This window comes from Microvirga lupini (genome assembly GCF_014191055.1).
In the GTDB taxonomy this organism is placed as follows: Bacteria; Pseudomonadota; Alphaproteobacteria; order Rhizobiales; family Beijerinckiaceae; genus Microvirga; species Microvirga lupini_A.
Genome location: NZ_JACHWB010000001.1, coordinates 147,552 through 159,067 on the forward strand (window position 1 = coordinate 147,552; position 11,516 = coordinate 159,067).

Below are 11,516 nucleotides of genomic sequence, written 5' to 3' on the forward strand. Positions count from 1 at the left end.
TGTTGGCGGGCTTAAAGCTTGAGGAACTCTCAAGCTTTACGAGTGCGCGTTTCGTAACATGCCGGACTTCGACCCCAAACTGGGCAGGCAAGTGCCCCCGCCGCCCGCGACTGGACGTGAACAGGAAGTCGGTCCAGGCCAGGATAACACCCTGGCCAAGGAAGCCAAGAAAGCGGCCGCGCACGAGCCCGATCCCCAGCACCCCGATGATGCCATCGCAGAGGCGAAGCCCAGCATCGGCCGGGAGCTCTACGCGCTCTTTCGCGACATGCTCCGGGGCCGCAAGGGCTGGCCCATGCTGCGGCTCGCCTTGGCCATTCTCGTGGTCCTCATCGGCAACATGTTCGGTCAGGTGCGGCTCAACCAGTGGAACGGCGCCTTCTTCGACGCGGTTGAGAAGCGCGATACCTCCACGTTCTTCGAACAGCTCCTCGTTTTCCTCGTCATCGTCGCCGTCCTGCTGGGCCTCGTCGTGGCGCAGACCTGGCTGCAGGAGCGCCTCAAGATCCGCCTCCGGCAGCGCCTCACGCAGGTGCTGCTCGACCTCTGGCTCAAGCCGAACCATGCCTATCAGCTCGGCTTCATGGGCAAGAGCGGTTCACAGCCGGATCAACGCATGCAGGAGGATTGCCGCCTGTTCTCCGAGCTGTCGACGGAGCTCGGGGTCGGCATGCTGCAGGCGCTGCTGCTGCTCATCAGCTTCATCGGCGTCCTCTGGGGCCTGTCGAGCCCGGTCAGCTTTTCCCTCGGCGGCACGAGCATCACCATTCCCGGCTACATGGTGTGGGTGGCGGTGGGTTATGCGGGCATCGGGTCGGGGCTCACCTGGCTTGTCGGTCGGCCGCTGATCCGCCTCAACACCGAGCGTTATGCCCGCGAGGCGGATCTGCGCTTCGCGCTCGTGCGCGTGAACGAGAGCGCCGAGAGCGTTGCCCTCTACAACGGCGAGCCCGACGAGCGCCGGAATCTGGACGCATTCGTGGAGGCCGTTCTTAAGGCCTCGCGGCGCCTGTCCGGCGGTCTCGCCCGGCTGACATGGATCACCTCCGGCTATGGCTGGCTTGCCATCGTGGTGCCGATCCTGGCGGCGGCACCGGATTACTTCGCCGGACGCCTCTCCTTCGGCGAGATGATGATGGTGGTGGGCGCCTTCAATCAGGTGCAGGCGGCCCTGCGCTACTTTGTCGACAACTTCCCGAAGATCGCCGATTGGCGCTCGGCGGTGCTGCGCGTGGCCACTTTCCGGCAGGCCGCCCTCGACCTCGATGAGGTCGCGGCCGAGAACCGCCGCATCGATATCGCCCCGCATCCTCAAGGCTGGCTCAGCTTCGAGAGCGTGTCGATTGCGCTCAGTGACGGCAGCATCCTGATCGAGGACGCGACGGCCGAGATCAAGCCCGGCGAGCGCGTGCTGATCATGGGGGAATCCGGCGCCGGCAAGAGCACGCTCTTCCGGGCCATCTCCGGCCTCTGGCCCTGGGGCTCCGGCAAGGTCCGCGTGCCGAAGCCCGAACAGATGATGTTCCTGCCGCAGCGACCCTATCTGCCTTTGGGAACTCTGCGGGCCGCCATCAGCTACCCGGCATCCCCCGACACCTTTGACGATGCGGATGTCCGTGCGGCGCTGGAGCGCTGCGGCCTCGGCGAATTCCTGGACATGCTCGACCGGCACGAGCGCTGGGACCGCTCCCTGTCCCTCGGCCAGCAGCAGCGGGTGGCCTTCGCCCGCGTGATCCTGCACAAGCCGCAATGGGTCTTCATGGACGAGGCGACCTCCGCCCTCGACGAGGAGAACCAAGCCTCCATGCTGGCGCTGTTCGAGAACGAGCTGAAGGGCGCAAGCGTCCTCTCCATCGGTCACCGGCCGGGCCTGGAGGAGTTCCACACCCGCACCCTGCACATCCGCAAGACCAGCGAGGGCGCCGTTCTCCTGGCCCGTCCGGCGCGTCCCGCGAAACCAAAGTCGGGGCCACGGTGGATCGGTCGCTTCAGGCGGAGGCTGCGTCCATCCCAGGTTCAGGAGGGATGACACGATGCGGGCGGCAGGCTCCAGCAATGCGCAACTCTCTATCGGGCGCGGAGTTTTCATCCTAAGCTTCATTGTCTTGGCAGAGTCATCCGCATGCGGCTGATCAGGCTCTATATCCGTGTTCTCGGTCAGCTCGGGTCCGATCTCCGGATCGGCGCGGTGCTTGCGCTCGCCAATGTGGCGCTGGCGATCTCCGCTTTCGCGGAGCCGATCTTGTTCGGCCGCATCATCGACGTGCTCACCCGCGGCCAGCTGCCGAACTCGCCACCCGTGACCTTCGGCGTCCTGACGCCGCTCATCCTGGCCTGGGTGGCCTTCGGCTTGTTCTCCATCGGGGCCGGCGCCCTCGTGGCGCTGCACGCGGACCGGCTCGCCCATCGCCGGCGCCTGGCCGTGGTGGCCAATTACTTCGAGCACGTGCTCGAATTGCCGCTCGCCTTCCACACCTCGACCCATTCCGGCCGCGTGCTAAAGGTGATGCTGGACGGTTCGGGCGCCATGTCCTGGCTGTGGCTCGGGTTCTTCCGCGAGCATTTCTCCGCGCTCATCGCCCTCGTCATCTTGCTGCCGCTCACCGTGTTCCTGAACTGGCGCCTCGGGCTTCTGCTCGTTGCGCTCGTCGCCGTGTTCGCGGTGCTGACCGCCATCGTGCTGCGCAAGACCGAGACCCTGCAGGGCTCCGTCGAGCGCTACCATTCGAGCCTCGCGGAACATGCCTCCGACGCGCTCGGCAACGTGCCGGTGATCCAATCCTTCACCCGGGTCGAGGCCGAGTCGCGGTCGCTCCGCACCATCATCCAGCAGTTGCTCCAGGCACAGAATCCGGTTCTGTCCTGGTGGGCGCTGGCCTCCGTCGCGTCGCGGGCGTCCGCCACCATCACGGTCACGGCGATCTTCCTGCTCGGCACGTGGCTGCACCTGAGCGGGCTCGCCACCATCGGCGAGATCGTCATGTTCATGAGCATGGCCACCATGCTGATCGGGCGGCTCGAACAGGCCGTGAGCTTCATCAACCAGCTTTTCATGCAGGCGCCCAAGCTTCAGGAATTTTTCGAGATCCTGGACACGGCGCCCGTCGTTCACGACCGGCCCAATGCCCAGGACGTGGCGCGCTACCGGGGTGACGTGGTCTTCGATAATGTGAGCTTCTCCTATGACGGCAAGCGCTCCGCCGTGCAGGATGTGTCCTTCACGGTCCATGAGGGGGAGAACGTCGCGCTCGTGGGCGCCACCGGGTCCGGCAAGTCGACGACGCTGGGTCTCCTGCACCGCGCCTTCGATCCGCAATCGGGCTGCATCCGGGTTGACGGGCTCGATATCCGCGACGTGACCCTGTCGTCGCTTCGCCGCAACATCGGCGTGGTGTTTCAGGAGCCCATGCTCTTTGCCCGCACCATCCGCGAGAACCTGCAGGTCGGCCGGCCCGATGCGACGGATGCGGAGATGATCGAGGCCCTGGAGCGGGCCCAGGCCATCGAGTTCATCAGCCGACAGGCGGAAGGCCTCGACACGGTGATCGGCGAGCGCGGGCGCTCCCTGTCGGGCGGCGAGCGCCAGCGCCTGTCGATCGCCCGCGCGCTGTTGAAGAACCCGCCGATCCTCATTCTCGACGAGGCCACGAGCGCCTTGGACGCCGCCACCGAGCGCAAGCTGCAGATGGCCCTCGACGAGGTCATGAAGGGGCGCACCACCTTCGTGATCGCCCACCGCCTTGCCACGATCCGCAATGCCAACCGCATCCTCGTGTTCGATCAGGGGCGCGTGATCGAGACCGGCACCTTCGACGAACTCGTGGCGACAGGCGGACGTTTCGCGGAACTCGCCAGGGCGCAGTTCATGGCCGCCGAGGAGCCGCCGCCGAAGCGCGTGAAGGTGTCGGCGCACGCATGAGCCAAGCCTTCGATCCTGCAAGAGCTGGCACCCGCATCCGCACCAACGGCGTCACGCTTCATGCCGTCACGGCGGGACCCGAGGACGGGCCGCTCGTCATCCTCCTCCACGGTTTCCCGGAATTCTGGTGGGGCTGGCGCTATCAGATCGGGCCTCTGGCCGACGCGGGCTTTCGCATGCTCGTACCGGATCAGCGCGGCTACAATCTCAGCGACAAGCCGGAAGGCCGGCGGGCCTACGATCTCGATAGTCTGGCAAAGGACGTGGTCGGACTCGCCGATGCCCTCGGCCGGAAGACGTTTTCACTCGTTGGCCATGACTGGGGTGGGCTGGTCGCGTGGTGGACAGCCTCACGCTACCCGGACCGCGTGGAAAAGCTCGTCATCCTCAATGCGCCCCATCCGAACGTCGCCGGTTCTTACATGCGCTCGCATCCGAGCCAGATGGTGCGAAGTATGTATGTGGGCTTCTTCCAGATCCCGTTTCTGCCCGAGACGATGCTCTCTGCCAACGACTACCGCAGCCTCAAGGATGCGCTCCGGCGCACGAGTCGTCCGGGCACGTTCTCGGATGAGGATATCGCGGCTTACGAGCAGGCATGGTCGCAGCCCGGCGCTCTCACGACGATGCTGAACTGGTACCGCGCCCTGCCGTTCAAGCCCGACATGAAGGATGCAACCGTGCGCGCGCCCACGCTGGTGATCTGGGGAGCCAAGGACCGGTTTCTGGAGAAGGGGCTGGCGGAGGCGAGCCTTGCCTTGTGCGAGAAAGGCAGCATCCGCTGGATCGAAAGCGCCACCCACTGGGTTCAGCACGAGGAGCCGGAGGCGGTCAACGCGGCGCTGGTGGAATTTCTGAAAGCCTGACGATCACTCTGCCCTTGTGCGCACCAGCGACAGCGGCGTGATTCTCACGGCCATGATCCGGTTGCGGGACTTGCGCAGCACCTGGAAGCGGAAGCCGTGGAAGGTGAAGATCTGGCCCGTGTCGGGAATGGCCTGTGCCTCGTGGATCACAAGGCCCGCGATGGTGGTGGCCTCCTCGTCCGGCAGGTTCCAGTCCATGGCCCGGTTGAGATCGCGGATCGGCACGGAGCCGTCCACATTCACCGAGCCGTTCGGCTGAGGCCGCACGCCCTGCACGGAGAGATCGTGCTCGTCCTTGATGTCGCCGACGATCTCCTCGAGGATGTCCTCAAGGGTCACCAGGCCCATCACCTCGCCGTATTCGTCGACCACGAGGGCGAAGTGCGTCTTCTTGGCGAGAAAGGCCTTGAGCTGATCGCGCAGGGAGGTCGTGTCGGGCACGAACCACGTCTCGAGCGCGATCACCTCGACCTTCAGTTTGCTCGCATCGCCGCCCACCGCATCGAGCGCCCGCAGCAGGTCCTTGGCATGGAGCACGCCGACGATGTTCTCCTGGCTTTCGCGCCACAGCGGCATGCGCGTATAGGGCGAGGACAGCACCTCGCGCACGATCTCCTCCGACGAGAGATCGGCGTTGATGCTGCGCATCTTGGTGCGGTGGACCATCACCTCAGAGACGGTCAGGTCGATGAGGTCGAGCAACCCGCCCAGCATGTCGCGGTCGGCCTTGGCGACGCCGCCTTCCTTGTGCAGCAGGGCCACCTGTCCGCGGATCTCCTCGGACGCCGAGAGAATCGGCGTGTTCTCGCCGATCCTGATGCCGAAGGGCCGGAGCATGAGGCGCACGACCCGTTCGATCGCTATCGCCAGCGGCCCCAGAAAGGCCACGGCCCAGGACATGGGCCTGGACAGGAAGAGCGAGACGGTCTCGGGCGACGAGATCGCGACGGTCTTCGGCAGCACCTCGGCGAACACGATCACCAGGATCGACATGATCACCGTGGCATAGATCGCGCCGCCGTCGCCGAAGATCGCCACCAGCACGCTGGTGGCGAAGGCCGACACGCCGATATTGACGATGTTGTTGCCGATCAGCACCGTACCGATGAAGCGCTCGCGGATCTCAAGCAGGCGGTTCACCAGCCGGGCGCGGCGGTCGCCGCCCTTTTCCAGCACCAGCATGCGCGAGCGGGAGGCGCCCGTGAACGCCGTCTCGCCGGCCGAGAAGAAAGCCGAGAGCAGCAGGCAGAAAACAACAACCGCTGCTGCAAACCAGAGACTGCCGGAGGATTCTTCGACCATGGTTTTATGCGCTGATTTCGCCAGTCAGGAACGTGCGGACTTGATCGGCCTCGATGCCCGGCGCGATGAAGCTCCGGCCGATGCCGCGGGCCAGGATGAAGGTCAGGGCGCCGCCCTTCACCTTCTTGTCCTGCGCCATGGCGTCGAGCAACGCGTCGACCGTGCCGCAGCCGCCCGGAACCTGGGAGAGGCGCGTGGGAAGTCCGACAGCATTCAGATGAACCTCGACGCGTTCCGCATCCGCCGGCGGGCACAGGCCGAGGAACGCGGAGAAGCGGAAGGCTTGGCTCAGGCCGATGGCGACGCCCTCGCCATGAACGAGGCGCCTGGAATCGTAGGCCGTGAGCTTTTCGAGCGCATGGCCGAAGGTGTGGCCGAGGTTGAGCAGTGCCCGGTCGCCGGTCTCGTGCTCGTCGCGCACCACGACAGCGGCCTTGGCGCGGCAGCTCTGTGCCACGGCCTCGTCGCGTTCCGGGCCACCCGCGAACACGCCCTGCCAGTTGGCCTCGCACCAGGCGAAGAAGCGTTCATCGTCGATGAGGCCGTACTTCACCACCTCGGCATAGCCGGCGCGCCTTTCGCGGATCGGCAGCGTATCGAGCAGCGCCGTGTCGGCGATGACGAGGCTCGGCTGGTGGAAGGCGCCGACGAGATTCTTGCCGTAACGCGAATTGATGCCGGTCTTGCCGCCCACCGACGAATCGACCTGGGACAGCAGGGTGGTGGGCACCTGGACGAAGCGCACGCCCCGGCGCACAACCGCTGCGGCAAAGCCTGCGAGATCGCCGATCACGCCGCCGCCGAGCGCCACCACGAGGTCGCCGCGCTCGATCCTGGCTGCCAGCACCGCATCGCAGACCCGCTCCAGGCTGGCATAGGATTTCGTGGCCTCGCCGGGCGGCAGGGTGATCATGGAGACACGCAGGCCCTGCGCTTCGAGCGAAGCCGTGAGCGCCGCGGCATAAAGCGGTCCCACATGCTCATCGGTTACGATGGCGGCGGCGCGGGCGCCCAGAGCCGCAATGCGCGCGCCGGCAGTGTCGATCAGGCCGCGCCCGACCAGGATGTCATAGGCCCGTTCGCCGAGCGGAACCGGCACCGTGATCAGGGACGGGTTGTCCATCCGGGCAGATGCGGGTGTCATGTCCGGGCGGTCTCCTGTTTCTCGTGTTCGAACCAGTCACGCAGGGCCTTGATGAGTTCGGTCACCACCTTGTCGTGCGGGGCCTCGTGGGAATCGATCGTGATATCGGCCGTGGCATAGACCGGGTAGCGCAGATCCATGAGGCGGCGCATGGTGCCCTCGGGATCCGGATTCTGCAGCAGGGGACGGGTCGAGCGCTTGCGGACCCGGCGCATGAGAACGTCGAGATCGGCCTTGAGCCAGATCGAGATGCCCTGTTCGGCGATACGCCCGCGGGTTTCCTCGTTCATGAAGGCGCCGCCGCCCGTGGCCAGCACGATGGGGCCCTCCTGCAGGAGGCGGGCGATCACGCGCCGCTCGCCGTCGCGGAAATGGTCCTCGCCGTGGATGGCGAAGATTTCGGGGATCGTCATGCCGGCCGCGGCTTCGATCTCGTGATCGGCGTCACGAAAGGGCAGCTTGAGCGACTGCGCGAGCCTGCGGCCCACGGTGCTCTTTCCGGCGCCCATGAGGCCGACGAGCACAAGCGATCGCGTGCCGAGCAGGCGGCTGATGGGATGGCCGCGCTGGCTTGCCTGGTCTTGCCCGCCTGCTTCATCGAGCGAATTGAAGCGGCTGATTTTGTTCATGGAACAAGTCGTAGAGCATTGGACCCAAAAGTGGAATGCACTTTTGGGATCTATCCGATGCTCCCTTTCTTCAGAGGCGCATTGCCTGCCCGCCGGGTCCGGGCGATGCGCCAGCACGGGCGCGGCGGCCTGTCACAAGGGTGTTACCATCCCGCCCTCCGAAACTTAACTGATGTGAGAGACTTGCCTTCCAGGCTCCGGCATGGTTCTAGCGGGGTAACACTTCAAGAGGCTCAGGTGCCCACGCTCTTTCGGTTTCTCCTCGTTGTCGCCATTCTCGCAGGCCTTGGCTTTGCCGCCATGTTTGCCCTGGCGACCCTTGTCGATCCCGACCCGCGCGAAATCAGCGTTCCGGTCCAGACCGGTCGGCCGCCTTCCTCTTCATGAGTGGCACCCGCCACGCCAGTCTCTTCCTCGACATGCTCGCCGCCGAGCGCGGCGCCTCCAAGAACACGCTCGATGCCTATCGGCGCGACCTTGACGATTACCTGAGCTTTCTGACCGAGGCCGGAGCCCAGCCCGACAGCGCCACCTCGGCCACCATCCGGGGCTTCATGGCGAGCCTGGAGGAGCGGGGCCTCAAGGCGTCCTCCGCTGCCCGCCGGCTCTCGGCCGTGCGCCAGTTCCACAAGTTCCTCTACGTGGAAGGCTATGCCCCGGCCGACCCGACGGCCGCCGTCTCGGCGCCCAAGCGGGGCAGGGTGCTGCCCAAGGTACTCTCGGTGACCGAGGTCGACCGGCTGCTGCAGGTGGCGGCCGAGGGGATCGCGCACCCGCAGGCCACGCCACCTGAGCGCCTGCGGGCGGCCCGCATGACCTGCCTGCTGGAACTTCTCTACGCCACGGGCCTGCGCGTCTCCGAGCTGATCGCCCTGCCCAAAAGCGCTGCCAGGACCCGCGACCGCTTCCTCGTGGTGCGCGGCAAAGGCGCCAAGGAGCGGCTGGTGCCGCTGACAGACGCGGCGAAACAGTCAGCCAACACCTATCTCGCCCTGCTGGAAGAGCAGAAGAAGGCCGCCGGCCCCTGGCTGTTCCCGGCCGACAGCGAGAGCGGCCATCTGACCCGCCAGGCCTTCGCCCGCGATCTCAAGGCGGTGGCCGGCGCTGCGGGGCTTCGCGCCGACAAGGTCAGCCCCCACGTGCTCCGCCACGCCTTTGCCAGCCACCTGCTCCAGAATGGGGCGGATTTGCGCGTGGTGCAGGAGCTTCTCGGGCATTCCGACATCTCGACCACGCAGATCTACACCCACGTGCTCGACGAGCGGCTGAAGAGCATGGTGCGGGATCTGCATCCGCTGGCGGAGGGCGGGGAGGGGTAACACATCTCCCCGTCATCCCCGGACTTGTTCCGGGGATCCACGTTTTTCCTTTCCACCTCTCTAGCCTTATCCTGAGGAGCAGTCGTGAGGCTGCGTCTCGAAGGAGGGTCCAGAGAGCACTGGAGGCGCCTCGTCCGTCGAGACGGACCTGCGGTCCTCCTCAGGATGAGGGCGGAAGAATACGTGAGGGATTGAAGACGTGGATGGCCGGGACAATCCCGGCCATGACGAAGAGTGTGTCATCCCCGGCGAGCCGCAGGCGAGGGAAGGGGAACCACGATCACCCTCAGCGCTATGGATTCCCTTCCCCTGCGATGGCTATCGCCATCTCCGGCCGGGAATGACAACGGGTGAGCTACCGCCGCTTCAGCAGAAACACCGCCTGATCGCCGAGCAGGTTCCACACCCACCAGGGCAGGGTGACGCGCATGGGCTGGCCGCCGGCATTGAGCGCCACGGCTTTCTCCATCTGGGCGCCGACATCGCGGCACAACTCCACGAAGTCGCGGATGGTGCAGAAATGGATGTTGGGTGTGTCGTACCAGGAATAAGGCAGGTTCTCGGTCATGGGCATGCGGCCCCGGAAGCCGAGGTCGAAGCGCACGCGCCAATGGCCGAAATTGGGGAAGGACACGATGGCCCGGCGGCCGATGCGCAGAAGATGCTCCAGCACCACCCTGGGCTGGCGCGTCGCCTGAATCGTCTGCGAGAGGATCACGTAATCGAAGGCATCGTCCGGGTAGTCGGCGAGGTCCGTGTCCGCGTCGCCCTGGATCACCGGCAGGCCCTTGGCGAGGCACGCGTTCACGCCCTCGCGGGAGATTTCGATGCCGCGTCCGTCAACGCCCTTGCGGTCGCGCAGCAGCGACAGAAGCGCCCCGTCGCCGCAGCCGACGTCGAGCACGCGGGAGCCGGGCTCCACCATCTCGGCGACCAGCAGAAAATCGAGGCGATGGCCGCTCTCCGTATCGGTCAGGGGCAGGGTGGCGGGCAGGTTCATGCGATCCCCCGGACGCGTGCCGCCGCATCGATGAAGCCGCGCGCGGCCGCGAACATCTCGGGCTCCTCGAGCAGGAAGGCGTCGTGCCCCTTGTCGCTCTCTACCTCGACGAAGGCGACAGAAGCCGCCGCGGCGTTGAGCGCATGCACGATGGCCCGCGAGTCGGAGGTGGGAAACAGCCAGTCGGAGGTGAACGAGATCACGCAGAAGCGCGTGGGCGTGCCCTTGAAGGCCTTGGCGAGCGAACCGCCATGCTCGGCCGCGATGTCGAAATAATCCATCGCCCGGGTGACATAGAGATAGGAATTGGCGTCGAACCGCTCGACGAAGGAGATGCCCTGGTAGCGCAGGTAGCTCTCGATCTGGAAATCCGCGTCGAAGGAAAAGGTCGGGGCAGCCCGGTCCTGGAAGTTGCGCCCGAACTTCCGGTGCAGGGCGACCTCGGACAGATAGGTGATGTGCGCGCCCATGCGGGCGACGGCCAGCCCCTTGGAGGGGCGCGTGCCCTCGATCAGGTAGCGCCCGCCGCGCCATTCCGGATCGGCCATCACGGCCTGGCGGCCGACCTCATGGAAGGCAATGTTCTGGGCCGAGTGGCGGGCCGCGGTGGCGATGGGCAGGGCCGAGAACACCCGGTCCGGGTAGCTCGCGGCCCATTGCAGCACCTGCATGCCGCCCATGGAGCCGCCGACGACGCAGAACAGCTTCTCGATGCCGAGCCGGTCGATCAATGCCGCCTGCGCCCGCACCATGTCGCGGATGGTCACGACCGGGAAATCCAGCGCATAGGGCTGGCCCGTGGCCGGATTGATCGAGGCTGGGCCCGTGGTGCCCATGCAGCCGCCGATCACGTTGGCGCAGATCACGAAGAACCGGTTCGTGTCCACCGGCCGGCCGGGTCCCACCATGGTCAGCCACCAGCCGGGCTTGCCCGTCACCGGGTTGTCGTTCGCCACGTGCTGGTCGCCGGTAAGCGCGTGGCAGATCAGCACCGCATTGGACTTGTCCGCATTGAGGGTGCCGTAGGTCTGGTAGGCGATCTGCCAGGGCGCGAGCGCGACCCCCGCATCCATCATCAGGGGCTCATCCTGGCCAAAGCGCATGACCAGGCTCGACGGGTCGTCGACCTGGTTTCGCGGTTCGGAGACAAGGGGGGCAAAGGACATATTTTCAGCGGAAACGTTCGTTCTTCCGAACAACCGGTACTGCGGGGAGGCGGTTGCGTCAACGAACATAACGCCTCGTGAGGGGCAGGGTGTCATCCCCGGCGAACCGCAGGCGAGGGAAGGCGATCCACTCACACGCTCGGTGCTGTAGATTCCCTTCCCCTCCGCTGA

10 protein-coding genes are annotated in these 11,516 nt (G+C 66.0%); 5 read left to right on the forward strand and 5 right to left on the reverse strand.

Going from position 1 to position 11,516, the window contains the following annotated elements; all coding sequences use genetic code 11:
* Positions 1–58: 58 nt before the first annotated feature.
* The 3 genes from FHR70_RS00645 to FHR70_RS00655 all read left to right on the forward strand — a co-directional run bounded on the left by FHR70_RS00645 (position 59) and on the right by FHR70_RS00655 (position 4,785).
* On the forward strand, positions 59–2,029 hold the full coding sequence (locus tag FHR70_RS00645) for an ABC transporter ATP-binding protein/permease (RefSeq protein WP_183446075.1): 1,971 nt from the start codon (positions 59–61) through the stop codon (positions 2,027–2,029).
* A 93-nt stretch (positions 2,030–2,122) separates the two neighbouring features.
* Complete coding sequence (locus tag FHR70_RS00650; RefSeq protein WP_183446077.1) at positions 2,123–3,919, forward strand: glucan ABC transporter ATP-binding protein/ permease; 1,797 nt, start codon at positions 2,123–2,125, stop codon at positions 3,917–3,919.
* Positions 3,916–4,785, forward strand: a complete 870-nt coding sequence (locus FHR70_RS00655) for an alpha/beta fold hydrolase (protein WP_183446079.1) — start codon at positions 3,916–3,918, stop codon at positions 4,783–4,785. Before FHR70_RS00650 ends, FHR70_RS00655 begins: the two co-directional genes overlap by 4 nt.
* Before the next feature lie 3 nt (positions 4,786–4,788).
* Here FHR70_RS00655 and FHR70_RS00660 read toward each other — a convergent pair whose 3' ends face one another.
* The 3 genes from FHR70_RS00660 to FHR70_RS00670 are packed head-to-tail and all read right to left on the reverse strand — an operon-like array spanning position 4,789 to position 7,860.
* Positions 4,789–6,087, reverse strand: coding sequence for an HlyC/CorC family transporter (locus FHR70_RS00660; RefSeq protein WP_183446081.1), 1,299 nt, complete (start codon positions 6,085–6,087; stop codon positions 4,789–4,791).
* A gap of 4 nt (positions 6,088–6,091) precedes the next feature.
* Positions 6,092–7,231, reverse strand: a complete 1,140-nt coding sequence (gene aroB / locus FHR70_RS00665) for a 3-dehydroquinate synthase (RefSeq protein ID WP_246407771.1) — start codon at positions 7,229–7,231, stop codon at positions 6,092–6,094.
* Positions 7,228–7,860 (reverse strand): shikimate kinase, encoded by a 633-nt coding sequence (locus FHR70_RS00670; protein WP_183446083.1) that lies wholly within the window; start codon positions 7,858–7,860, stop codon positions 7,228–7,230. The genes aroB and FHR70_RS00670 overlap by 4 nt, the downstream gene beginning before the upstream one ends.
* A 237-nt stretch (positions 7,861–8,097) precedes the next feature.
* Between FHR70_RS00670 and FHR70_RS00675 the strand changes: the two genes are divergently transcribed.
* Positions 8,098–8,247, forward strand: coding sequence for a histidine kinase (locus FHR70_RS00675; RefSeq protein WP_183446085.1), 150 nt, complete (start codon positions 8,098–8,100; stop codon positions 8,245–8,247).
* A complete protein-coding gene (gene xerD, locus FHR70_RS00680; protein WP_183446087.1) occupies positions 8,244–9,179 on the forward strand; it encodes a site-specific tyrosine recombinase XerD in 936 nt (311 codons plus the stop codon). Before FHR70_RS00675 ends, xerD begins: the two co-directional genes overlap by 4 nt.
* 355 nt (positions 9,180–9,534) lie before the next feature.
* Here xerD and metW read toward each other — a convergent pair whose 3' ends face one another.
* Entirely contained in the window at positions 9,535–10,179 is a 645-nt protein-coding gene (metW, locus tag FHR70_RS00685; RefSeq protein ID WP_183446089.1) for a methionine biosynthesis protein MetW, read from the reverse strand.
* Positions 10,176–11,345, reverse strand: coding sequence for a homoserine O-acetyltransferase MetX (gene metX, locus FHR70_RS00690; protein ID WP_183446091.1), 1,170 nt, complete (start codon positions 11,343–11,345; stop codon positions 10,176–10,178). Before metX ends, metW begins: the two co-directional genes overlap by 4 nt.
* Positions 11,346–11,516 lie beyond the last annotated feature (171 nt).

Coding starts and splice junctions, on each gene's coding strand:
- xerD (WP_183446087.1), top strand. CDS start 8,244: ATGAGTGGCACCCGCCACGCCAGTCTCTTCCTCGACATGCTCGCCGCC.
- FHR70_RS00670 (WP_183446083.1), bottom strand. CDS start 7,860: ATGAACAAAATCAGCCGCTTCAATTCGCTCGATGAAGCAGGCGGGCAA.
- FHR70_RS00660 (WP_183446081.1), bottom strand. CDS start 6,087: ATGGTCGAAGAATCCTCCGGCAGTCTCTGGTTTGCAGCAGCGGTTGTT.
- metW (WP_183446089.1), bottom strand. CDS start 10,179: ATGAACCTGCCCGCCACCCTGCCCCTGACCGATACGGAGAGCGGCCAT.
- metX (WP_183446091.1), bottom strand. CDS start 11,345: ATGTCCTTTGCCCCCCTTGTCTCCGAACCGCGAAACCAGGTCGACGAC.
- FHR70_RS00645 (WP_183446075.1), top strand. CDS start 59: ATGCCGGACTTCGACCCCAAACTGGGCAGGCAAGTGCCCCCGCCGCCC.
- aroB (WP_246407771.1), bottom strand. CDS start 7,231: ATGACACCCGCATCTGCCCGGATGGACAACCCGTCCCTGATCACGGTG.
- FHR70_RS00650 (WP_183446077.1), top strand. CDS start 2,123: ATGCGGCTGATCAGGCTCTATATCCGTGTTCTCGGTCAGCTCGGGTCC.
- FHR70_RS00655 (WP_183446079.1), top strand. CDS start 3,916: ATGAGCCAAGCCTTCGATCCTGCAAGAGCTGGCACCCGCATCCGCACC.